This window comes from Pseudomonas sp. JS3066, assembly GCF_036328175.1.
Lineage (GTDB): Bacteria > Pseudomonadota > Gammaproteobacteria > Pseudomonadales > Pseudomonadaceae > Metapseudomonas.
Map to the genome: position 1 here is coordinate 2,428,063 of NZ_CP143312.1, position 22,041 is coordinate 2,450,103.

General features: G+C 60.4%; 21 protein-coding genes. 13 read left to right on the top strand and 8 right to left on the bottom strand.

Features of this window, described 5'->3' with window-relative positions; genetic code table 11:
• The first annotated feature begins 75 nt into the window (after nucleotides 1–75).
• Nucleotides 76–912: an alpha/beta fold hydrolase gene (locus SA496_RS11375; protein WP_330115430.1), complete on the top strand. Its 837-nt coding sequence runs from the start codon at nucleotides 76–78 to the stop codon at nucleotides 910–912.
• A 406-nt stretch (nucleotides 913–1,318) separates the two neighbouring features.
• Nucleotides 1,319–4,195, top strand: coding sequence for an ATP-binding protein (locus SA496_RS11380; protein WP_330115431.1), 2,877 nt, complete (start codon nucleotides 1,319–1,321; stop codon nucleotides 4,193–4,195).
• Between the two features lie 45 nt (nucleotides 4,196–4,240).
• Here SA496_RS11380 and SA496_RS11385 read toward each other — a convergent pair whose 3' ends face one another.
• The gene (locus SA496_RS11385; RefSeq protein ID WP_330115432.1) at nucleotides 4,241–5,323 is read right to left on the bottom strand and encodes an alkene reductase; all 1,083 of its coding nucleotides are present in this window, start codon (nucleotides 5,321–5,323) and stop codon (nucleotides 4,241–4,243) included.
• A 163-nt stretch (nucleotides 5,324–5,486) separates the two neighbouring features.
• On the opposite strand from SA496_RS11385, the gene SA496_RS11390 reads away from it, so the two are divergent.
• From SA496_RS11390 to SA496_RS11430, 9 genes are all read left to right on the top strand, one after another.
• Nucleotides 5,487–6,386, top strand: coding sequence for a LysR substrate-binding domain-containing protein (locus SA496_RS11390; RefSeq protein WP_330115433.1), 900 nt, complete (start codon nucleotides 5,487–5,489; stop codon nucleotides 6,384–6,386).
• Between the two features lie 286 nt (nucleotides 6,387–6,672).
• A complete protein-coding gene (locus SA496_RS11395) occupies nucleotides 6,673–7,392 on the top strand; it encodes an SDR family NAD(P)-dependent oxidoreductase (protein WP_330115434.1) in 720 nt (239 codons plus the stop codon).
• A gap of 137 nt (nucleotides 7,393–7,529) precedes the next feature.
• Nucleotides 7,530–8,447 (top strand): alpha/beta hydrolase, encoded by a 918-nt coding sequence (locus tag SA496_RS11400; RefSeq protein ID WP_330115435.1) that lies wholly within the window; start codon nucleotides 7,530–7,532, stop codon nucleotides 8,445–8,447.
• A gap of 738 nt (nucleotides 8,448–9,185) precedes the next feature.
• Complete coding sequence (locus tag SA496_RS11405; RefSeq protein WP_153919956.1) at nucleotides 9,186–9,608, top strand: nuclear transport factor 2 family protein; 423 nt, start codon at nucleotides 9,186–9,188, stop codon at nucleotides 9,606–9,608.
• Entirely contained in the window at nucleotides 9,605–10,360 is a 756-nt protein-coding gene (locus tag SA496_RS11410; RefSeq protein WP_330115436.1) for an SDR family NAD(P)-dependent oxidoreductase, read from the top strand. The genes SA496_RS11405 and SA496_RS11410 overlap by 4 nt, the downstream gene beginning before the upstream one ends.
• 3 nt (nucleotides 10,361–10,363) lie before the next feature.
• Entirely contained in the window at nucleotides 10,364–11,611 is a 1,248-nt protein-coding gene (locus SA496_RS11415; RefSeq protein WP_330115437.1) for an NAD(P)/FAD-dependent oxidoreductase, read from the top strand.
• Nucleotides 11,608–12,420 carry a DUF1365 domain-containing protein gene (locus SA496_RS11420; protein WP_330115438.1) on the top strand — a complete coding sequence of 271 codons (813 nt, stop codon included), beginning with the start codon at nucleotides 11,608–11,610 and terminating at the stop codon, nucleotides 12,418–12,420. The genes SA496_RS11415 and SA496_RS11420 overlap by 4 nt, the downstream gene beginning before the upstream one ends.
• Nucleotides 12,395–13,657: a cyclopropane-fatty-acyl-phospholipid synthase family protein gene (locus SA496_RS11425; RefSeq protein WP_330115439.1), complete on the top strand. Its 1,263-nt coding sequence runs from the start codon at nucleotides 12,395–12,397 to the stop codon at nucleotides 13,655–13,657. The genes SA496_RS11420 and SA496_RS11425 overlap by 26 nt, the downstream gene beginning before the upstream one ends.
• Nucleotides 13,658–13,665: 8 nt before the next feature.
• Nucleotides 13,666–14,154 carry a DUF2878 domain-containing protein gene (locus tag SA496_RS11430; RefSeq protein WP_280358920.1) on the top strand — a complete coding sequence of 163 codons (489 nt, stop codon included), beginning with the start codon at nucleotides 13,666–13,668 and terminating at the stop codon, nucleotides 14,152–14,154.
• Here the strand turns inward: SA496_RS11430 and SA496_RS11435 are convergent.
• The 7 genes from SA496_RS11435 to SA496_RS11465 all read right to left on the bottom strand — a co-directional run bounded on the left by SA496_RS11435 (nucleotide 14,095) and on the right by SA496_RS11465 (nucleotide 19,769).
• Nucleotides 14,095–14,274: a DUF2256 domain-containing protein gene (locus SA496_RS11435; protein ID WP_120651129.1), complete on the bottom strand. Its 180-nt coding sequence runs from the start codon at nucleotides 14,272–14,274 to the stop codon at nucleotides 14,095–14,097. The two genes, SA496_RS11430 and SA496_RS11435, sit on opposite strands and share 60 nt — an antisense overlap.
• Nucleotides 14,271–15,812 carry a cryptochrome/photolyase family protein gene (locus tag SA496_RS11440; RefSeq protein WP_120651128.1) on the bottom strand — a complete coding sequence of 514 codons (1,542 nt, stop codon included), beginning with the start codon at nucleotides 15,810–15,812 and terminating at the stop codon, nucleotides 14,271–14,273. Before SA496_RS11440 ends, SA496_RS11435 begins: the two co-directional genes overlap by 4 nt.
• An 85-nt stretch (nucleotides 15,813–15,897) precedes the next feature.
• The gene (locus tag SA496_RS11445) at nucleotides 15,898–16,599 is read right to left on the bottom strand and encodes an SDR family oxidoreductase (RefSeq protein ID WP_120651127.1); all 702 of its coding nucleotides are present in this window, start codon (nucleotides 16,597–16,599) and stop codon (nucleotides 15,898–15,900) included.
• A 3-nt stretch (nucleotides 16,600–16,602) separates the two neighbouring features.
• A complete protein-coding gene (locus SA496_RS11450) occupies nucleotides 16,603–16,809 on the bottom strand; it encodes a DUF3833 family protein (RefSeq protein WP_120651126.1) in 207 nt (68 codons plus the stop codon).
• The gene (locus tag SA496_RS11455) at nucleotides 16,806–17,363 is read right to left on the bottom strand and encodes a chalcone isomerase family protein (RefSeq protein WP_174235601.1); all 558 of its coding nucleotides are present in this window, start codon (nucleotides 17,361–17,363) and stop codon (nucleotides 16,806–16,808) included. The genes SA496_RS11450 and SA496_RS11455 overlap by 4 nt, the downstream gene beginning before the upstream one ends.
• Nucleotides 17,364–17,590: 227 nt before the next feature.
• Entirely contained in the window at nucleotides 17,591–17,920 is a 330-nt protein-coding gene (locus tag SA496_RS11460) for a hypothetical protein (protein ID WP_162945815.1), read from the bottom strand.
• A gap of 82 nt (nucleotides 17,921–18,002) precedes the next feature.
• Nucleotides 18,003–19,769: a cyanophycinase gene (locus SA496_RS11465; protein ID WP_330115440.1), complete on the bottom strand. Its 1,767-nt coding sequence runs from the start codon at nucleotides 19,767–19,769 to the stop codon at nucleotides 18,003–18,005.
• Nucleotides 19,770–20,151: 382 nt separating this feature from the next.
• On the opposite strand from SA496_RS11465, the gene SA496_RS11470 reads away from it, so the two are divergent.
• Both SA496_RS11470 and SA496_RS11475 read left to right on the top strand, forming a co-directional pair.
• Nucleotides 20,152–20,925, top strand: coding sequence for an ABC transporter substrate-binding protein (locus SA496_RS11470; protein ID WP_120651123.1), 774 nt, complete (start codon nucleotides 20,152–20,154; stop codon nucleotides 20,923–20,925).
• A gap of 158 nt (nucleotides 20,926–21,083) precedes the next feature.
• The gene (locus tag SA496_RS11475; RefSeq protein WP_120651122.1) at nucleotides 21,084–22,013 is read left to right on the top strand and encodes a MurR/RpiR family transcriptional regulator; all 930 of its coding nucleotides are present in this window, start codon (nucleotides 21,084–21,086) and stop codon (nucleotides 22,011–22,013) included.
• Nucleotides 22,014–22,041 lie beyond the last annotated feature (28 nt).

A 22,041-nucleotide genomic window follows, 5' to 3' on the forward strand; every position in this document is an offset into this window, starting at 1 on the left:
GCCAGTTTAATAAGCCCACACCTGAAACTTACAAAAAGTTCCCACGCGGGAATATCCAATGTCAGGAGATTCATCATGTTACAAGTCGTCAACTCCCAAGGTAAGAATATCCAGGTAAACGGCACGACTCTTTGGGTCGAAGATACAGGCGAGGCTGACCTGCCGGTAATTCTTTGCCTCCACTCCTGTTTTCTCGATGGGACCATGTTCGACGGACTGGTCGAAGCGGCCGCTGGCAAGTTCCGGGTAATACGCCCTGATTTCAGAGGCCAAGGGAAAAGCGCTCTGGACGATGTAGATATCATCACCATGGATAAGTGCGCTGATGATATGGAAGCACTGATCGAGGAAATGGGCCTCAGGTCGATCAATGTCATGGCCCAGTCCATGGGCGGCGATGTTGCCTTCCGGCTCATTGCGCGACACCAGGAGCTGTTCCGCTCTCTGATAGTCGCAGGCTCTTCGGCCTGCGGTGAACCGCCCGAGCAAGGCGCGCGATTCGCGCAATGGGTCGTCGACGCGGGTGAGCAGGGGTTCGTCGGAGACATTCTTGACATGACCATGGAGGTGATGTTCGGCACGACGACTCGCAACAACCCGGAGAAACAGGCATTGGTGGCTTACTGGCGCGAGCGGATCGAGGCCTTGCCGAAAGCGCTGCGTCCGGCGATGAAAGGGGTCATGCACCGCGAAAGCTCTGTTGCACTATTGCCATCGATCACCATCCCGGTGCTGATCATCAATGGCGAGGAAGATATGCCGCGCCCGCCCGCGTGGTCCGATGAGATGAAGCGAGAACTGCCTAATTCGAAGCTGATTCGCCTCAGCAAGATCGGACATAGTCCGACCCTGGAGGCGCCCGAGCAGGTGCTGCCGGCGATCATCGACTTTTTTCTGGAACCACGCGTGTGATGGGATGCTCGTCGGCTGATTAGCCAGGACGCTTTCCGGTTCACGCCAAACCCGCGTGAACCGGAAAGCTGTTCACGAGTACCGGCTATTATCGGTTTTCCAACTGGAGCGCCTGCCAATCGCGGACGCGGCCTCCTGCCTGCGCGCTTGTTCGCGACTGAGGCCAGCCTTGCTGGAGTCTGTAGGAAATGACCAATCCTGGGCCGTCCAGGCGTATCGTTTCCTGTTGTCGAGTTCGGGATTGAAGCTGTTCATTGGTGGTGGGGCGGTCGATGCCCCAAACGTCTAATCAGCGGTTACGTCTATTGGCTGGCGCAACAGGAAGTGCTGCAGTAAAACCCGCAGAGGTGAGGGAGCTGTCCGGCAGGGATCACATTCTCCTTGGCTGCCCTGAGGAGCGCAGACTATGCGCGATGCGTTCGCTTTCGGACCGTTCCGCCTTTACCCAGGTATCCGCGTCCTCCATAAGGACGGCGTGGAAGTAGCCTTGGGGAGCCGTGCATTCGACATCCTCACCGCGCTAGTGGAAGGCAATGGCAGGGTGCTGACGCATCGGGAGCTGACAACGCTCGCCTGGCCTGGCCTGATTGTCGAGGACTCCAATGTGCGCGTGCAGGTCGCGAACATTCGTCGCGCCCTGGCGAGTGATCAGAACAAGACCCGGTACATCGCCAGCATCGCGGGGCGCGGGTACTGCTTCGTCGCTGCGGTCGAGCGAATCGAGGCCACGGAACCGTCCACGCCGGCAGTGCCTGAAGCCAGTTCGGTCGCTGCGGTCCTGCATCCCTTGAGGACGGATCAAGCCCCACGAGCGCTACCGAGTCTCCCGATGCCATTGAAGTCCGCGGTGGGGCGGGAAGACTGCGTGACGGAACTCTCGCAGGTGGTACTGGAGAGGCGGCTGGTCACCGTGGTCGGAGCGGCGGGTGCAGGTAAGACGACCCTGGCCGTATTGGTTGCCCATGATCTGCTCGGTGCATTCGATGGCGCGATCCATTTCGTCGACCTGAGTGCTCTGGAATGTGGCGAGATGGTCGCGGAAGCTGTGGCCGCAGCAGTTGGCTACCACGCTTCGGGCGCCGATATCCTGCCGGGACTTATGGATGTTCTCTCGACGACAAGGGCCTTGATCGTTCTCGACAATTGCGAGCATCTGATCGCCGCAGTTGCAGCCTTGTGCCTGCAGATTGTCGAGGGGACCGGGAGCGCGTCGTTCCTGAATACCAGCCGGGAGGCGTTCAGGGTCAATGACGAGTTCATCTACCTGCTGCGGCCCTTGGCGTCCCCGCCCAATACGGGCCGCCTGACGGCGAAGCAGGCCCTGGCCTGGCCCGCCGTTCAGCTGTTCATGGAGCGAGCCCGGGAAGGGGGCGCCAGGCGCGACCTCCGTGACGAGGATGCGCCTACCGTTGCGGCCCTCTGTCGACGCTTGGATGGGAATCCCCATGCTATCGGCCTGGTGGCCAGTCGAGTCGGAACTTATGGTGTGCAGGGCGTTGCCGATCTACTCGCCAACCGGTTCGCCCTGCATTGGCAGGGCCGCCGTGATGCCTGTCCCCGCCAACAGACGGTCGAGACGATGATCGACTGGAGCCACAACCTTCTGGTCGAGCGGGATCGGCAGGTGCTCTACCGGCTGTCCGTCTTCTGGGGGGTGTTTACGCTCGACGCAGCGGTGGCCGTGGCGGCGGATCGGGAGATCGATGCCATCCAGGTGGGGGAGGCCGTCAGTGATCTAGTCGACAAGTCGCTGGTGGCCATCGCGCGGGTGAGCGGAGCGCTTCAGTTCAGGTTATTCGAGACCACCCGTGCCTATGCCGCGTCCCGGCTCGCGAGGCTTGAGAGCGGGAACGATTATGCCCGCCGCCATGCCCTCTATTACGCAGACCAGCTTCGACTGCTGAAAGAGGCTCGCGTTGCGTTCATCGCTGCGAGCGAGCAGTCGGGCCCCCTGGATGTCGGTAACTTGCGCGCGGCCATCGACTGGGCGTTTTCCGAGCAGGGGGCGTTACCGCTGGCTGTGGAGATCAGTTGTCTGGCCGCTCCGTTGTTTCTGGAACGGGGGTTGCTCATGGAGTGCAAGCGCTGCTGCGAACGGGCACTGAGGCTGCTACCAGAGGCGTTCCGCTCGACGAAGACGGAGCTCGAATTACTGGAGTCGGCGGCGGTTACCTACTACTCCGCCGGTGACTACGACGGCGAGATGACGCCCGCCGTGGAACGTGGATTGGAGCTTTCGCGGCAACTGGGCGATGTCCGCTCCATGTTCCATTTCCTCGCCGGTCTCCACCTGGCAATGATGGCGAACGGCAGGTTCCAGGAGTCGCTGGCGGTCAGCAAGCGCTATGCCAGCGCGGCCGGGAGCCATGGCGGCCCCTGCGAGACGATCATCGCGCGCTGGATGGAAGGGTCGTCCTGGCACTTCTCGGGGCGCCAGGCGGAGGCTGACGAAAGCTACTCCGCGGGCGCCGGGCTTCTGGCAGGGCACCCATTGCGTCCCCTCCAGTACTTCGAGACCAAGGAGCAAGTCGTTGCCAGCCTTGGCCAGGCACGCGTGAAATGGATTCGAGGTATGCCGGTGCAGGCGCTCCAGCTCGCAACCAGCGCCATTGCTGAAAGCAGGCGTAACCCGGATTCGTTCTACCTGTGCGCAACCTTGTGTTTCCCCATCCTGCTCAGCAATGGCCTACTGGACCGTGCACAGGACCTGATTCATGAGCTCGAGAGCGTCGCCGTGGACTACAAGGTGGCAGTGCGCCGTCAGGTCATCTTCTTCCTCAACGGCTTGCTGATGCTGCAGAGAGGGCACCACCAGGTCGCCGCCGACCAACTTCAGCAGTGCCTGGCACTGCTGCCGCCGCCCAAGATGAGCGTCGTGAGGACGGATGCACTCCAGGCCCTTGCGCAAGCGCAACGGGAATGCGGAGAGGGCGCAGAAGCCCTGACTTCTATCGAGGAAGCGATCGAACTGGCTGAAATCACTAGCGGCAACTTCAACTTTCCGGACCTGCTGAGAACCAAGGCCGAGGTGATTTTGAGCCTGCCGCCGATCGAGAAACAGCAGGTTGAGGATCTGCTTTCGCGGGCCTTGGCGAGCGCGAGGGAGCAGTCCGCGCTGTCCTGGGAGCTGAGAGTCGCGCTGCTCATTTCGCGCGTGCGGGTAGGCGAGGGCAAGAGCAGGGAGGCCAGGGAGCAATTGGAGGCGGTCTACTCACGCTTCACCGAAGGCTTTGAAACCAGTGAACTCAAGGTTTCGGCTGAGGTGCTACGAGCGATGGGGTAGGGGAGCCGTGCGTGGCCAACCTGGTCACGCACAGCTCCACGCAACCTATACGCGGGCAAACTCGGTATAGCCTTCTGCACCGCCGCCGAAGTAGGTCTCCACCGGCGCGTCGTAGAGGGGCGCCTGGGATTGAAACCGCTCGACGAGGTCGGGGTTGCCAATGAAGGGTTTGCCAAAGGCGATCATGTCCGCGTGACCGGATGCGGTGGCATCGATGGCTCGCTGGCGGTCATAGCCGTTGTTGGCGATGTAGGCGCCACCAAAGGCCCCACGAAGGGCTTGCACATCAAACAAGTCGGCGCCATTGCCACCGTGCAGCTGGCCTTCGACGACATGCAGATAAGCGAGCCCCATTTCACCGAGGCGACGAGCCAGGTAGCTGTGGGTATCCATCGGTGCGCTGTCCAGCGGCGTGTCACCAATTGCCGTGGAGAGGGGCGATAGGCGCAGTCCCACGCGGTCGGCGCCCCAGATATCCGCGACAGCTTCCACGACTTCCAAAGGGAAACGTGCGCGGTTCTCCAGGGAGCCGCCGTAGCGGTCATCGCGGTGGTTGGTGCTGTCGCGCAGGAATTGCTCCAGCAGATAACCATTGGCCGCATGCACTTCCACACCATCGAATCCCGCTTCCTTGGCGAGGCGCGCGGCGTGACGATAGTCCTCCAGGATGCCGGCGATCTCTTCGGTCGCCAGCGCGCGCGGCATCGACGGGGGCAGATAGCCGGCTTCGGTGAAGACGTTGCCACCGGCCTGGATAGCGGACGGTGCCACAGGTGCAGCGCCTCCTTCCTGCAGGCTGATGTGGGACATCCGACCAACGTGCCAGAGCTGGACCACGATGCGGCCGCCGGCGGCGTGGACGGCCTCTGTCACGGGGGCCCAGGCGGCCACGTGCGCGTCGGTGTAGATCCCGGGTGTGTATGCGTAGCCTCGACCCTGGCGGGAGATGTTGGTGGCCTCAGTGATGATCAGGCCTGCCGAGGCACGTTGCCTGTAGTAATCGATCGCCAGAGGCGTCTGAACACCGTTCATGTCGGCGCGGGAGCGGGTCAGCGGCGCCATGGCGATCTTGTTACGGACTTCGATGGCACCGAGGCGGGTAGGGGAGAAGAGCGATTCGGAAGACATGGCGGCTCCAGTTCGAATGCAGGGGTAAGGGACACGAGGTGCCAATCGGGAAGGACCAGCAACTCGTCAACGAGGCTCAGATTGCGCGCCAAGAAGCCATTCAGCCAATTTATCTGTTGAATTCCAGTTATGTCATAATCAATATGACTGTATGCGATACGACATGAACCTGCTGCCCGTTTTCCTGACGCTGATGGAAGAGCGCAATGTCACGCGGGCGGCCGAACGCCTGGGGATGACGCAGCCAGCGCTTTCCAACGCCCTGGCGCGACTGCGCGACATGCTTCAGGACCCGCTGTTCATTCGTGAGCGATACGGGATGCAGCCGACCGAGAAGGCCGAAGCGCTGGCTCCCGGTATTGCCGCTGCCGTATCGAGCCTGGACGAACTGGTGCTTGGCCAGCAGGGCTTCGACCCGGCCAAGGCGGAGCGTCTGTTCACCTTGGCACCGAACAGCTACGTCGAGTTCGCGCTACTGCCGGGCATCGTCGCGCGTCTGCGTGAACGGGCGCCGGGCATCCGGCTGCGGATGGTGCCGTTCGGCGCCGATCTGGCAGAGACCGGAGTCATCTCCGGAACAACGGCGATGGTGTTGGGGCGCATCACTGACCCGCCCGACAATCTGGTTGTGCAGCCCCTGATGGAAGACGGCCTGGCCTGCGTGGTTCGCGCCGACCATCCACGTATCTGCAAACGGATATCCAGGCAGCAGTACGAACAGCTTCGGCACGTCACCGTACTTCCTCCGGGGCGCTTGCGAGCAGGCCTGTTTCAGGCGCTCCAGCGCCAGGGACTGCAGCGCGAGGTGGCGGTATCGGTAACGCACTTCCTGGCCATTCCGGAACTCATCGCCGCAACGGATTATTGCGCGACCCTGCCCAGGCTGATCTGCCAGCATCTGGCCCGCGACCCACGATTGAAGGTGCTGGCTGCGCCCGTCGACCTGGGCACATTTCCGGTGGAGATGGCGTGGCACGTTCGCTACCGCCATGACCCCGCGCATCAGTGGCTGCGTGACCTCGTTGGTGAGGTCGCACGCGAAGCCGTGCTCAGTCAGTCGTAATCCACACGCGCCTTCGATCACTGCAGGTTCTGCTCGCGTTGTGAAGCGCAAGCCAGGAGCTCGGGCACCGGCTTTACGAGGCTTCACAATGATTTACTCACGGCGCTCCGACCACGAGCCATAGACTCGAATCACCAAGGCAGACAGTTCTTTCGTTACTTCCCGATGTCGTGGGCCTGGCGATACCCCGCGCGCACCTATCCGGCATGAATCGGCGAAAACCGGCGTTCGCCGCCGGATCAGGACTCATCGGAGAATCACAAGCGCAAGACGAGAGGTGAATGACATGAGACTGAAAGACAAAGTCGTTCTGGTCACCGGCGCGTCCGGAGGCATTGGGTTTTCGGTGTCGGAGCTGTTTGCCAGGGAGGGGGCCATCGTGGTGGCGACCGACATTACAGCACCGCCATCTCCATACCCGGCAGGCATCGAGTCCATACACCTCGACGTGACCAGCGAGAGCGAATGGAAGAGCGTCGTTAGCGAGGTCGTCAAGAAGCACGACCGCATCGATGTGCTGGTCAACAATGCAGGCATCATTGCCTACGAGCCCTTGCACGAACTGCAAATGAAGGAGTGGCTGCAGATGATTGCCGTCGACCAGACGGGCGTCTTCCTCGGCATGCGGGAGGTCATTCCGGTGATGCGCAAGCAGAGGAGGGGATCGATCATCAACATTTCATCCATCTGGGGCAGCGCCGCGGTTGCTGGCGCGCACTCTTATCATGCGGCCAAGGGCGCCGTTCGCAACATGTCGAAGAACGCGGCAATGACGTACGTTGCCGACAGAATCCGTGTCAACTCGGTGCATCCGGGCTTCATCCACACAGCGCTTACCGACGCACAGGCGCCTGAGCTCAACGAGGTGGTGATCGCATCCACGCCAATGAAGCGAGGGGGACAACCGATCGAGGTCGCATACGGCTGTCTGTTCCTGGCATCCGATGAATCGAGCTACGTTACCGGGACGGAGCTGGTCATCGATGGAGGCTACCTGGCCCAATAGCGTTTCGACTTCCTGGGCCTTGCCAACACTCGCCGGCTCTACGCCAGAGCCGGCGAACGCAACGCGTCCTCCCGGCGTTCCTTCACCCGTATACAGCGGCCAATCGGCGATCTGAACACTACTTCGGAGGTCCTGACATGCCCATCACTCCCATAGTCCAGGAGCGGATCGACGCCTGGAACGCCGCGACTATCGATTTTGGCCCCCTCATGCGGGGGGAACCCGGATCCTGGGCCAACGCCAGGGCGCAATATCTGACGGCGCTCACCGTTCATCCCACGCCAGAGGGCGTGACCGTGGATGAGATTCAGATGGGAAGCGTGCCGGCCACCCTGGTTACTCCCGAGAGCGTCGAGGACGGCAGGGTAATGCTCTACATACACGGTGGTGGGTATGTGGCGGGAAGCCCTGCGGGCTATCACGGAATCGCGGGAAACTACGCAAAACTGCTAAAGGCCAGGGTCTACATGCCTGACTATCGCCTGGCACCAGAACATCCATTCCCGGCCGCCATCGATGACGCGCTGGCCTCATACCAGTGGCTTCTGGATCAAGGTATTCCCGCACGCTCGATAGTGTTCTCGGGCGATTCCGCCGGCGGCTCAATGGTGGTGACGGTGATGGTCGCCGCGCGAGCTGCCGGTTTGCCGCTTCCAGCTTCTGGCGTGGCACTCTCGCCTTGGGCCAACCTGGAGCACACGGGTTCGTCGATGATGACCCGCGATGGCATCGATCCCACCGTAAACCTGGCGGGCCTCAACTTGATGGCCAGGACTTTCTTGCAGGGCACCTTGCGCAATGACCCTGGTGCATCTCCGGTATTTGCGGATGTTCGGGGGCTGCCTCCGATCGCAATTCATATCGGCGAAAGTGAGGTGATGCTCAGTGATGCGATGCGGCTTGCCACGCACCTGGCCGAGAATCGTGTGCGGGTGACGTTGGAGGTCTGGCCACGCATGTTCCATGTCTGGCACTTGTTCGCCGCGATTTTGCCCGAGGGACAACGTGCGCTGGAGAATGCAGCAGCGTTCCTTGAACACGCCTGGAGGCCATGAATTGAACAGAATCTCTGATTATGCGTAAGTGGATGCCTGGAAATCTTGGCGAGAACGACACAGCTGTGAGGGTGCATAAGTACGCATAATCTATATTATGGTAAATAACGTCTTATCCCATAAGTGTTCATGACGGCGTTAAGGTTCTGATTCGACAGATCCCCTTTCGGCTTCCAATCCTGCAAACGGACCATGCCAAGATTGCTCATGGCGATGCCCTGCAAGAGATCTTCTCCGTGAAGCTATTTCAGCGCCGTTTCGCCGCCGGCTAGCGAGTCCCGCTGCTTTTCCAAGACGGTGCTGCCGTGCCTCTACCCGTGCTCGTGCTTCCTCTATGCCCAGATCAAGCTGGTGGCAGCATTAGTGATCGGTATTACGCGCCGCGTGGCCCGGTGCAGCGACTTCAAACCCAGCAACGATTCCAACCCCTGCGTCTGGCCGGAGTTGCTGGTCTTCTCCAGATTCAACACCTCCGCTACACGGTTAAATCATCCCACCGTTACCAGCCTGCAGAACGCACGCACCGCTCCAAGCGACCGAAGGCGATGGTAGTGCTTCTGACAGATTTCCCCTCGGCGCCTTCAGCTTTACTTCGAGCTACCTGGTGGTCCACAGCTCGCTCCTGAAGAATCGGCAACACAAAACTTCTACAAGCCACGTTGACTTGTACAGTTTTCGCGTTAGGCTCCTGGAAAGTTGTACGAAAAATCACTTTGTACAAATATTCGAGGCGCCAGAATGCCTGACTTCCTGCGAGGCTTTGCCCAATCGTTCTCTTCGTTGGATTCCAATAGCCTGGGCAATCTGGATAAGTTGTACGCCCCGGATGTGCAGTTCCGTGATCCTCTACACCGCTTGAACGGCCTTCCCGCGCTTCGACGCTACTTCGGGCAGATGTACGCCAGTGTCGAGGACCTACATTACGATTTTCACGGATTCGATGAAGTCGGTCCCGGTCGAGGCTACCTTCGTTGGACCCTGTGTTTTCGTCACCCACGTTTAGCCAGAGGTGAAATCATCCAGCTGGACGGCTGCAGCTACCTGCATTGGCGCGAGCGGGTTTATCTGCACCACGATTATTTCGACGCTGGGGCTCTGATCTACGAACATCTGCCATTGCTGGGACGGCTGATTGTCAGGCTCAAAGGGAGGCTGGCATGAGTCGTGTCTGGCTAACAGGGGCCAGCAGCGGTATTGGCGCAGCACTGGCGGAAATCCTGCTTGAAGAGGGCCATCAGTTGGCCTTGAGTGCCCGCCAGATTAAGCCCCTGCAGGCACTGGCTGCACGTTTCCCCAACCAGGTTCTGCTCGTAACGGCCGATATCAACGAGCGGCAACAGGTTATGGACATGGGCCAGCACATCAAGGACTCCTGGGGTGGCCTCGACCTGGTGATCCTCAATGCTGGCACCTGCGAGTATCTGGAGCCCGGGTATTTCGACGCTGAACTGGTGGAGCGTGTGGTTCGCACCAACCTGTTCGGAACCAGCCACTGCGTACAAGTGGCGTTGCCTCTGCTTCGCCGTGGCGAGCGCCCGCATCTCGCTGTCGTTTGCAGCGCGGTAACCTGGCTGGCGCTTCCGCGTGCAGAGGCCTATGGCGCGTCCAAGGCGGCCCTGCGCTATCTGATCGAGTCGTTGCGTATCGACCTTGCCGCAGAAGACATCGACGTGACCCTGGTCAGCCCTGGCTTCGTCGACACCCCACTCACTCGCCGCAACGACTTTCCCATGCCCATGTGCTGGTCAGCACAGCGAGCAGCCAGACACATTGCTACTCACCTGCGGAAACGCCCCCTCGAGATCGCCTTTCCCCTCCCCTTCATTCTTGCCATTCGCCTGCTTGGCAGCCTTCCAGCGCGCTGGCGCCTGGCTCTGGGCCGACGTCTGGCACGTCCACAACGAATGGACTGAAACGTGCGCATCGCGATCATTGGCACTGGCATATCCGGCCTCACTTGCGCGCACTTGCTTTCGCGCCGCCATGAAGTAACGGTGTTTGAGGCCAGCGACTGGATTGGCGGCCACACTCATACCGTCGATGTCCAATGGCAGGACCGAAGCTACTCGGTGGACACCGGCTTCATTGTGTTCAACGACTGGACATACCCGAATTTCATCCGTCTGCTACAGCAACTGCGAGTGGCCTCACGGCCTACCGAGATGAGTTTCTCGGTGCATGATCCGGCCAGTGGCCTTGAGTACAACGGCCGCGATCTGGCCAGCCTGTTCGTGCAACGACGCAATCTGTTATCGCCGGCCTTCTGGAAGATGCTTCATGACATCCTGCGCTTCAACCGCGAGGCTCCTGGCTGTGTGCACGAAAGACGCGTCACTCCTCAGACCCCGCTTGGCGAGTACTTGCGCATACGCGGCTACGGACATCGCTTCATCGAGCACTACATCATTCCCATGGGCTCGGCCATCTGGTCGATGTCACGGACACAGATGCTTGATTTCCCGCTGCAGTTCTTTGTGCGTTTCTTCCATAACCACGGTTTGCTTTCGATTAGCGAACGCCCGCAATGGCGAGTGATCGAGGGCGGTTCACGCAGCTACATCGAGCCGCTGTGCGCCCGTTTCCGAACGCGTCTGCGAGTCAGCTGTCCGGTGAAACGAGTCGGCCGGGACGTCGATGGTGTGCGGTTGCTGAGTGCGGTGGGATGGGAGCGCTTCGACAAGGTGGTGTTCGCCTGTCATAGCGATCAGGCCTTGTCCCTACTGGAGACCCCAACCCAGTATGAGCGAAAGGTGCTTGGCGCCTTGACGTACGCCTGCAATGAGGTGGTCCTGCACACAGACGAGAGTCTGTTGCCGCAGCGACGCAAAGCTTGGGCCAGTTGGAACTATCGGCTAGGTGGCCCACCGGATTCGCCGGCGACGCTGACGTACAACATGAATATCCTGCAAGGCCTCGACGCCCCGGTGACCTTCTGTGTCAGCTTGAACCAGGGCGCGGCAGTCGACCCGTCCCAGGTGCTCGCACGCTTCGAGTATGCGCACCCCCAGTACACCCAGGCCGCGATCACCGCTCAAGCCTGTCAGCAAAACCTGCAAGGTCATCAGCACAGCTATTACTGCGGCGCGTACTGGGGCAGTGGCTTCCACGAAGATGGCGTCGTAAGCGCACTCAAGGTCGCCGCCCACTTCGGTGAAATGTTGTGAACAGTGGCCTCTATCATGGTTGGGTCAGCCATCGGCGCTTCGCGCCCTACCTGCACAGCTTTCGCTATCCCATCGGCATGCTCTACCTGGATCTTGCAGAGCAAGAGCAGGTGCTAAGCATGTCTCGCCTACTGCGCCCGCGGCTACTGGCGCCACTCTGCTGGCGCGAGTGCGACTACCTCCCAGCCTGGACTAGCACGGGCCTTTCACTGGCGGACGCTGTGCGGGCATTGCTGCGCGACGCGCTGGGCGAAGCCCCTCGGGGCGCCATCCATTTACTGACGCAGCCGCGCAACTGGGGCCTTTCGTTCAATCCGGTGAGCTTCTACTTCTGCCACGACGACATCGGCCACCTGGCGGTGATCGTCTGCGAGGTACGCAATACGCCCTGGCGCGAACGCCACCACTACGTGCTGCCAGTTCACGCCGAAGGGGCGCACGAGTTCAGGGTTGCCAAGGCCTTCCACGTCTCGCCCTTCCTGCCGCGAGACATGGATTACCGCATGCGTTTCCTGGTCGAGGGCCCGCACATTCGCGTGCACATGGAGAACTGGCGTGATGGGAAAAAACTGTTTGAGGCGTGCCTCAACTTGGAGCGCCAGGCACTGGACTCCAAGGGGCTGCGCCGCCATGTGCTGGCCTTTCCCTGGATGTCTCTGCGCACCCTGACCGCCATCTACTGGCAGGCCCTGCAACTACTGCTCAAAGGCACCCCCTTGCACGATCATCAAGCGAGTGATCGCCACCTGAGCGTCGGCCAATCCGCTAATGAGGACTTAACGCATGTCCGATCCGACTCTGAGCGCTAGCAAAGCCGGCAACCTGCGCCCATTCGCAGGCAGCCTCTTCAAGCAGGCCGTCCTCGCCCAACTGCGCCGCCTGCGCCATGGCCACCTGCGTATACAGTTTCGCGGTGGGCAATTGGGTTTCGGCGATCCAACCAGTTCGCTGCAAGCCCAGATAGAGGTCCTGGATGAGGCGGTCTGGGGCCTGGTTGCCAGCAACGGCTCGATCGGCGCCGGCGAGGCTTACATCCTGGGTTACTGGCGAAGCCCCGATCTAGCAGCAGTAACCCGCCTGTTCGTCGCCAACCTGGCCGTGCTCGACGCCATGGAGAGTGGCTTGGCGCGGCTGGGCCGGCCGTTGCTGCGCCTGATGCACTGGCTCAATCGCAACAGTCGAAGTGGTTCACGCCGCAACATCATGGCGCACTATGACCTGGGCAACGCGCTGTTCGAACACTTGCTCGATCCCACCATGATGTACTCCTCGGCCATGTTCGAAAGCCCCGAGCAGAGCCTGGAAAAGGCTCAGTTGAACAAGCTCGAGCGCATTTGCCGCAAGCTCGACCTGCGCCCAGGCGACCACTTGCTGGAGATCGGAACTGGCTGGGGCAGCCTGGCACTATATGCGGCCAGCCATCATGGCTGCCGGGTGACCACCACCACCTTGTCGGAGGAGCAGTTTGCACACACCATGCGGCGCGTCGAGGCTCAGGGTCTGCAACAGCGTATCTGCGTGTTGCGCAAGGACTACCGCGATATCGAAGGGCGCTATGACAAACTGGTATCCATCGAGATGATCGAAGCGGTCGGCCACCGCTACCTACCTGAATACTTCCGTCGTTGTGCCGAGTTGCTCAAGGACGACGGACTGATGCTGCTGCAAGCCATCACCATTCGTGACCAGCGCTACGAACGGGCCCGTCGTTCGGTGGACTTCATCCAGCGCTACATCTTCCCTGGCGGCGCCCTGCCCTCGCTAACCAGCATGCTGCAGACGGCCAGCGCCGAAACTCAGCTCAACCTGTTGCACATGGAAGACTTCGGAGCGCATTACGCACGTACTCTGAGACTCTGGCACGACAACCTCCGGCAGTCGCGCCACGCCTTGCTGGAACTCGGCTATGACGAGGCCTTCCAGCGCCTCTGGGAGTTCTACCTGTGCTACTGCGAAGGTGGTTTCGAAGAACGCGCCATTGGCGTTGCCCAGTTGCTCTGGGCAGGCCCGGCCTCTCGCAGCGCTCCCCTGCTGGAGCGACTGTAGGCCGAGCCATGGGCCGGGCCTGGCTGATGGGCAACGCGCTTTGGCTGCAGCTGGGCTGGTGGGGCTGCGTGCTCGGCGCCCAGGTATCCTGGTTGCTGTTCGCGGTCGCCGTCGGGCTGCTCTTGCACTTGGCGCTGTGCCCCCACCCCCAGTTGGAGGCCGGTGCATTGTTGCGGGTCGCCCTGGGTGGCTGCGCGATGGACACGGTGCTTGGCGTAGTGGGTGTATTCGACTTCGGCCACTCCCCTCTTCCGATCTGGCTCGTCATGCTCTGGCTGGTTTTTGCCTGCGGCCTAAGACACAGCCTGGCCTGGGCATCGCGGCCCGCCTGGCGAGGAATGCTCCTCGGAGGGATCGGTGGTCCGCTGGCCTACTGCGCAGGCGCGCCATTGGCTGAGGTTTCACTACCCATGGGCGTAGCTGGCACGGTACTGGTGCTAGCGCCGCTCTGGGTGATCTGGATGCCTCTGGCATTTCGCCTGTCGGGGACGCGCTAAACGACGGCAGCGCTCCGAGCAGTAGCGGACTTCATCCCAACATCGCCGCCAACGCTTGCGCCATAAGAACGGGCGATCGCAGACCGGGCATACCTTGCTGGGAAGCTCAGTCTTCTTCACAGGGAGTCTCCGGCGTCCAACCGCGCCAGCAGTTCCTCGCCGCGCGACCAGATTGCCTCACGGCGCGCTTCAGTCATGTTCAGCAGATTGCGATAAACCATGGCCAACCGTGGATTTCCCCCCAGGGAATCGCGATGACGCATCAGGAAATGCCAATACAGCGCATTAAATGGACAAGCTTGCGGCCCCGTTGCCTCATCAACCCGATAGCGGCATTCCTTGCAGTAGTCTGACATTCGCTGGATGTAGCGGCCGCTGGCGCAATATGGCTTGGAGCCAAGGTACCCGTTGTCGGCGTGCATCACCATGCCCAAGGTGTTCGGTAGCTCAACCCAGTCGAAGGCATCCAGGTAGACCGCCAGGTACCACTCGCAGATGGCCTTGGGGGCTATGCCAGCGAGCAGCGCAAAGTTGCCGGTCACCATGAGCCGCTGGATGTGATGGGCGTAACCCAGATCAAGGGTTTGGCCAATCGTCTGGGCCATGCAGCGCATCTCAGTGGCGCCAGTCCAGTAGAACTCCGGCAACGGGCGGTGATTGCCGAATGCGTTGAGTGCGGCGTATTCGGGCATGCGCAGCCAATAGATGCCGCGCACGTACTCGCGCCAGCCAATCAGTTGGCGGATGAACCCCTCGGCGGCATTCAGCGGCACTTGCTTTCGTCGGTAGGCGCTTTCCACATCCGCACACAGTTGGCGTACATCGAGCAAGCCGATGTTCAGCGCAGCGCTGATTCTCGCGTGGAACAGAAAGGGCTCGCCGGTGGCCATGGCGTCCTGGTAATCGCCGAAGGCGGCCAGGGAGAAGTCGAGAAAGTGCTGCCACAGAACATGTGCGTCGGCGTGGGTCACAGGGTAGTCGAAGGGCTCCAGACTGCCGTAATGGTCGCTGAATCTTGCACGGACCAGCGTCAGCACTTCTCCGGTGATGGCATCGGGTTGGAAGCGCATGGGGATCGGGCCACGGAGGCCACGCGGCAGCGCCTTGCGATTCTCCGCATCGAGATTCCAGGCTCCTCCCAGCGGACTGCCGTCTGGCTCAAGCAGTAGGCCGGTGCGTTTGCGCATCCCGCGGTAGAAATGCTCCATCCGCAAGTGCTCACGGTCTCCTGCCCAGCGCGCGAACGCCTCTCGGGAGCACAGGAAACGGCGGTCTGGGTGCCAAGTCAAAGGCACTCGGCAGTCTTTGAGCGCCTGCTCCAGGCGCCACTCACCGCACTCGGTGACATGTGCCTCCTTGGCCCCCAGAATCTCCATCCAACGATGCAGTTCCCCGGGCAGGCTGCCGCTGTTGCCGTCATCGTCCAGACGTACGTAAATCACCCGCCAACCACGCTGGAACAGCGTTTCGGCGAAGTGCCGCATGGCGCTGAAGATCAGCGCGATCTTCTGTGGATGGTGAGCTACGTAACGCGCTTCGGTGTCTACCTCGGCCATCAGCACTGCGTCCTGCCGGGGATCCAGGGCGTCGAACAGGCTCAGGTCGAATGACAGCTGGTCACCAAGCACGAGGCCTATACGGCGAGCAGACAGCGGCATGCGCAGATCGCCTGCTGCAGGACCAGGTCTCAGCCGGCGGCCATCACACCCCTCTAGCGCTTTAAGATTCATGCGTCTTCCACGGTTACCAAGGCAGACGCTCGCCGTCGTAGGCATAGAACCCGCCGCTCTCGGCAGGTCCAAGGCGGTCGATAAGGCTGAGCAGATCAGCTGCCGCCTGTTGCGCCGGGCGTGCCAGCGCCGCGCCTCGAAAGGGCTCGGACAGTCTGGAAATCACCGTACCCGGATGAAGACTGAACAGGCACGCCTGGGGCTGGATGCGGACCAACTCGATGGCGGCAGTCTTCACCAGCATGTTCAATGCAGCCTTTGACGCACGGTAGGCGTACCAGCCGCCCAGGCGATTGTCGCCGATGCTCCCCACCTTCGCCGAAAGCAGCGCCATCTTTCCCCGCGCATGCAGCAACGGCAGGAAGTGGCGCAGCACCAGCGCCGGTCCGAGCGCATTGACCTGGAACACGGCCTGCAACGCGTCGGCCTCAAGAGCGGCCAGGGATTTTTCCGGCCGCAAGCCCGGACGGTGCAGCAGGCCGGCTGAATGCAGGATCAACTGGTACGGTCCCTCTTCTGAAAGCTCGGCGGCAGCTCGTGCGATACTCGGTGGGTCTTCCAGATCGAGCTTGGGCGTGCTTGCGCGCCCCAGTTGGTGGACCGCGCTGCATCGTGGGTCGTCTCGCAGCAGCTCACAGAAGGCAGTCCCGAGTGCCCCGCTCGAACCAATGACGAGGGCCCGGTAACCATCATCCATCGACTGAAGACTGAGCATCTCTCATCCCCCCTGCCCGCCTGGCTGTCGGCAGAGCAACAAGGTCACTCGGCCCAGTTCCATCCCGAGCCTGCATACGTTTGAGCGGTTGATCGGGGTGACCTTGTCAACGAGGTACATCCAGTCGTCGACGCTCAACTCGAACGTCGGCACGTCCATCGGCGGAATCAGACGGGAATGCCTTCGCCATGCATCGAGCAAGAGACTCATTCGGCGGCGACCTCAAGCCCCAGCAGTTGGCGTCGCAGTTCGGGATTGCGAGTGCGCGGGTCCAGCCAGATTGCAAAAAAAGCACGGGCGAAATCCGGATCGGCCACCTCTCGTCTCAATTGCCCATCCACATAGAAGCGGCATCCCCGACCCGGCAAGTACAGGCCCGTGATGCTTTGGCCGGGGGCTACATCGACAAAGGCTTCGTGCATTTCGCGCGCCCAATGCGCCAAGCGATCCTCATGGAACCTTCCATCACCTAACCTGCGCATTTCTTCCAGACTGACCTCCACCAGGTCGCCACGCTTGATCTCACGCCGGTAGGTCAGTTCCAGGGCGAAGGAGTTGTCCAGCGTTGGCCTGGCGCTTGGGCTCCAGAGTCTCGCTTCGTAGATTGAAAAGCCGAACCACTTGAACTGGCCCGTGCCGACAGCGCGCGCACCAGGCAGGTCTTCACGCCAGTCCGCCAGCACCGCTGTCGCGTCCAGCAAAAGCACCAAGGCCAGGGAACTGACCTTGTGACCCCCGCGTTTGAGCAGCCAGCCGAGTGCCACCTTGCGACTCCCCTGCCAGAAATTACGACACGTCGAAAGAGTTATACATAAAAGTGATTTGTACAACTAATTTCACTATCCGGCTTCACAATCAATAGATTTTCAGCTCGTGGACCACCAGACATTGCCGTGCCCATTGAAAGGACCGCTCGCAAGGATCTTATCGTGGCTGAAGCCCAGGCTACGGTGGCATTGGGATTCGAGCGTTGAGCTGCATGCACGGCGCTCTAGACCAGAAGCTCCGGCGTAAGCATCGCCACCGGCATTCCCTTGCCGAGAACGGCCTCCAGACACAGATTGGATTCGCCATCGGGCCAGCAAACGAAGTAGCCGCCGGCGCTCTTGTTCCTGATGCGGAATCGCCACTCCCGCTCTACCAATCGACCAAAGCCGCTCGGTGGCTGCTCCAACTCGATCACGGAGTAGAAGCCGTCCGGTGTTTCAACCCGTTCCAGGACCTTGACCCGGGCACATTGGAGCGCGAGCACGACCGACTCTTGATCGTCCAAAAGCTTGTCCAGGGCAAACAGTTCGAGGGGCGTCAGTTGCATGGCCATGATCTCCACTCACTTTCCAAAAGGCGCATGACACTTGCCTCACCCTGCCGCTGCAGGGTGAGGTGATTAATGAGTTTGGGGGTTAGAGAACCTGTTCGAGACCGATCAGGCGGGCAAGGGTGAGCGCAACCTCTTCTCGAGACACAGGCTTCTGCGGCTGAAGCAAGCCGTTGCTGGATGTCATCCAGCCTTCACCGACCAGCAACGAGGCAGCCTCTGCTGCATCAGGTTCGATTCCGCCCAGGTCCTTCAAATCGGCGCGTTGCTGCAGGCGGGACTTGGAGAACCCTTCAACCAGCGCCTTGCAGGCTACGGCCCACTCGGCACGCGTCACTTCGCGTTCACCGTCAAAACGCTTGTCGGCGGCCATCCAGCCATTGGAAACGGCAACCTCGATGGGCTCTCGCAAAGGATGGCCATAAGGCACATCTTCAAATGTTGGCAGCTTCTCCAGCGCCGGCTCCGCTGCCAGCGTCATCTGCAAGGCATTGGCCAGCTCGAAGCGCGACATGGCTCGCTTGGGTTCAAAGCGATTCTCGGAGTTGCTGACCATCAGACCACGGAAGTTGACGGCACGAACTGCGTTCGGCCAGCGACTCGCCGTTGCATCCTGCGGGCTGCTGTAGGCCGGGTCGCGAAGGTTGGCATCTACCGGTTCGATCTCCAAACCAACATTCTGTACCGTGTAACTGGTCAAAGAGTCCTGGATGCGGCTGTGTGCCTTGAAGCCTTCCCCTTCACTGAATTTGAATCGATAGCCGTAGTGATAACCACCTGATGGGTTATAGCGAGTCATCAGCCCGAACTGATGGGTTGCGGTGTTATCCGCGAGCCCGTAAAGCACCGCGCGGGAGATGGCGGAAACTGCGGAAAGGTCAGTAATGAGCTGATTGCCGTTCAGGTACTCCTGGCCAGCTGTGATTTCCGATTTGCCTTCGGCCGGCATCACTTTGCCGCTGCGGGTGTCGTAGCTGTCCCCGGCTCCCAGCATCGCCAACTGCACGCCAGAAAGACGAGTGCCGTATATCCCGAACTGTTTGCGCGCCTGACTGGCGTCCATGACCGTCAAGTAACCTTCTCCGATCACTTGCAATCGGCCACCTGGCTGCACCCAGACAGCGGTGTTGGTGTCTATGCCAAAGCCTCGAGTGACCTTCTGGCCAATCAGGTAGCTGGCCATGCGTGCTGCACGACCGGAACTGGTCTCTTCAATCTGGTCAAAGTGCTGGTCAATGATCCCGGACTTGAACAGCCCTGCACCCTTCAGTAACGCGGTGCCACGCTGGTCGGCCTGCTCCGCGACGCCAAAATCCAGAGTATCCATTACAACGCCATAAGCAGTCGGCATGGTCTCGCCCAGGACACTTGCGCCTGCACTGGTGCCAGCCACCACACCTCCCCTGTCGAAAACGGCTCTCACTGCCTGAAGTGTCTTCGATTCACTGCCATCGCTGTTGTACAACGCCCTAGCGATTCGAGCCTGATCACCGCCAACGAACCAGACGGCAGTGGCTTTCGAAAGTGGCTCGAGCACTGCCGGATCATTCATCGTGCTCTGGTAGTTCTGCTTGTCGATGCCGATGATGCTGATTCGTTCGATTGGCACGCCAAGCGCCTGCAACTCGCTTTGAAAGCGCTTACTTGAGCTCAAGCTGCCGCTGGCGGTGGGAAAAATGACAATCCGAGATTGGTCGCGAGCCCCCGCCAGCTCGATGAACTTCTCGTAAACCTGAACGTTGCTCGCCCTGAGCATGCCCCCCACAGCTATCAAGTGGCCCTCGGCAAGGGGCGACGCGCAATGTCCAGCTAACAGAAGCGCAGCAATCAAGGCGCCAGGTTTGGTCCGCATTCTCATCTCTTCTTGCTCTTGTTCTGATGGATACCCTGGGAGCACATCCCGCCGAAAACTCTATGACGCATTCAATTTCGTGTAAACACTCATATGAAATTATCTGTGTCAATGCGCTGAGCGACATGCTTCCGGTATTGCCACCTTTGACGAGGCATAGCGCCATCCCAGCGTGCACGCCAGGGATGAGAAAAGATCAATCACCCTCCGGCAAAATTGACACACAGAATATCAGCAAGTAGCTTTGATGAAGCGTCACGTTGCACTCATGACCTGTCGTCAGCATCTCTGTGACGGAAAAACTGGACGCCGCGCAAACACTTCCTGGCCGGCATACAAGGGATTCCGTCCAGGTCACCACCACATGAACTGGAGTAATAAATTGAACAAGATCGCTCTACTTGGCGCCTTGGCGCTTTCTGCTTGCGCCACGCTCTCCCAGGCACAGGACTCCCTGCGGATAGGGATCGAAGCCGCGTACCCACCCTTCGCCTACAAGACCGAGGACGGACGTTTGAGCGGCTTCGATTACGACATTGGCAATGCCTTGTGTGCGGAGATGCAGGTGAAATGCGAGTGGATCGAGCAGTCCTTCGATGGCCTGATTCCCTCTCTCAAGGTTCGAAAGGTCGATGCCGTGCTGTCGTCGATGTCGATCACCCCAGACCGCCTGAAGTCGGTCGATTTCACCAAGAAGTACTACCACACGCCTGGCAAGTTGGTGATGAAGGAGGGAGCGAATGTAAGTGACCCACTCAAGGACTTAAAGGGCAAACGCGTCGGGGTGCAGCGCGCATCGACCTACGACCGCTACGCCAGCGACAAGTTTGCTGCGGCCGGGATTGAGGTGGTGCGTTACGGCTCGCAGAACGAGGCATTCCTTGACCTGGTCTCCGGCCGCATTGACGCAACCCTGGCGGACGTGGTGAACATTAGCGAGAGCTTCCTCAAGACCGATAGCGGCAAGGGTTTCGCATTGGTCGGTCCGGATTTCAACGATCCCAAGTACTTCGGCAATGGCGCAGGCATCGCCGTGCGCAAGGGAGATACGGCTACCGCCGAGAAATTCAGCAATGCAATCGCAACCTTGCGCGCCAATGGCAAGTATCAGGAAATCCAGAGCAAGTACTTCCGCTACGACATTTACGGTCAATAGATGCAGGCCCGGGGTACCCGTTCAGCCCGGGTACCTCACTGCTACATGACTTCTGGTTGAAGCGCGGTGGACACTGCCGATTGCGTCAAAGCGGTTTCCACACTCACACAGCGATCACATAAACTGGCGCTCCTGGCCATAAGGACCCTCTCAACGTCATGACCCGAGCGCCGCGAGACCTGTCTGTCTATACCTCACCTGTCATGCGCAAGCTGGCATCGGCCTCCCCCGATTTACCGCCCTCGTTGCGAAAGGTCGCTGACTTCATCCTGCGACATCCGCTCAAGGCCGCGACACTTACCATTGAAGAGCTCGCACAGGAGACGTCGACTTCGGCCGCAGCAGTCAATCGGCTGGCTCGCGCCTTGAAGCTCAGTGGCTACAGCGCACTCAAAACAGCCCTGGTCAGCACACTGCAAGACCTGGTTTCGCCGGTGGACAAGCTGCGCCAGGAAATGGCCCAGCGCCCAGACGGTTCCTTCGGCCTGCATGAGCAAATGCAGGCTGCGGAGGGCAACCTACGTGCGGCCGTCAGCAGCAACAGCCCGGCGGCGTTCGACGCCTTCGTCGAGCGACTAAGCAAGGCCCGCCGCATCTTTATCCTGGGTTTTGGCAACAGTGCTTACATGGCCGGTATTGCAGCGGCCAACCTGATGCCCTATTGCCCCGATGCGACAGCCATTAGCATGGAGGGCGGCAACGAGAATGCCGCCTACAGACTGGCGGCCATCACTCAGCACGATGTGTTGTTGGCGATCTCTCTTCCCCGTTACTCCCTCGATACCATCCAACTCGCGCGCTTCGCCAACGAACGTGGAGCCGGCGTGTTGGCCATCACCGACTCTCCGGCCTCCCCACTGGTGCAACTCGCCGAGCATGTGCTGTTCGCGCCCGCCGAGCACCCCGTCCTGATCAGCTCGAACGCGGCCGCGCTGGCCGTAATCGAAAGCCTGGTCTCCGCCGTGATGACACGTAACAAAGAAGCGGTGAAGTTGGCAGCTGAGCTTACCGAAAGCGTCATGTCGTACCTGCACGTTCCACGTGACCAGACGCGCAACTCCAAAGCGCGTCGGAAATCGGAGAATTAATTCAGGCGTTGCTGATGCGTTGCGGATG

What these genes read in the sequence shown, in the direction of transcription:
- SA496_RS11375 (WP_330115430.1), top strand. Translation starts at nt 76, where the DNA reads ATGTTACAAGTCGTCAACTCCCAAGGTAAGAATATCCAGGTAAACGGC.
- SA496_RS11380 (WP_330115431.1), top strand. Translation starts at nt 1,319, where the DNA reads ATGCGCGATGCGTTCGCTTTCGGACCGTTCCGCCTTTACCCAGGTATC.
- SA496_RS11385 (WP_330115432.1), bottom strand. Translation starts at nt 5,323, where the DNA reads ATGTCTTCCGAATCGCTCTTCTCCCCTACCCGCCTCGGTGCCATCGAA.
- SA496_RS11390 (WP_330115433.1), top strand. Translation starts at nt 5,487, where the DNA reads ATGAACCTGCTGCCCGTTTTCCTGACGCTGATGGAAGAGCGCAATGTC.
- SA496_RS11395 (WP_330115434.1), top strand. Translation starts at nt 6,673, where the DNA reads ATGAGACTGAAAGACAAAGTCGTTCTGGTCACCGGCGCGTCCGGAGGC.
- SA496_RS11400 (WP_330115435.1), top strand. Translation starts at nt 7,530, where the DNA reads ATGCCCATCACTCCCATAGTCCAGGAGCGGATCGACGCCTGGAACGCC.
- SA496_RS11405 (WP_153919956.1), top strand. Translation starts at nt 9,186, where the DNA reads ATGCCTGACTTCCTGCGAGGCTTTGCCCAATCGTTCTCTTCGTTGGAT.
- SA496_RS11410 (WP_330115436.1), top strand. Translation starts at nt 9,605, where the DNA reads ATGAGTCGTGTCTGGCTAACAGGGGCCAGCAGCGGTATTGGCGCAGCA.
- SA496_RS11425 (WP_330115439.1), top strand. Translation starts at nt 12,395, where the DNA reads ATGTCCGATCCGACTCTGAGCGCTAGCAAAGCCGGCAACCTGCGCCCA.
- SA496_RS11430 (WP_280358920.1), top strand. Translation starts at nt 13,666, where the DNA reads ATGGGCCGGGCCTGGCTGATGGGCAACGCGCTTTGGCTGCAGCTGGGC.
- SA496_RS11440 (WP_120651128.1), bottom strand. Translation starts at nt 15,812, where the DNA reads ATGCCGCTGTCTGCTCGCCGTATAGGCCTCGTGCTTGGTGACCAGCTG.
- SA496_RS11445 (WP_120651127.1), bottom strand. Translation starts at nt 16,599, where the DNA reads ATGCTCAGTCTTCAGTCGATGGATGATGGTTACCGGGCCCTCGTCATT.
- SA496_RS11450 (WP_120651126.1), bottom strand. Translation starts at nt 16,809, where the DNA reads ATGAGTCTCTTGCTCGATGCATGGCGAAGGCATTCCCGTCTGATTCCG.
- SA496_RS11460 (WP_162945815.1), bottom strand. Translation starts at nt 17,920, where the DNA reads ATGGCCATGCAACTGACGCCCCTCGAACTGTTTGCCCTGGACAAGCTT.
- SA496_RS11465 (WP_330115440.1), bottom strand. Translation starts at nt 19,769, where the DNA reads ATGCGGACCAAACCTGGCGCCTTGATTGCTGCGCTTCTGTTAGCTGGA.
- SA496_RS11475 (WP_120651122.1), top strand. Translation starts at nt 21,084, where the DNA reads ATGACCCGAGCGCCGCGAGACCTGTCTGTCTATACCTCACCTGTCATG.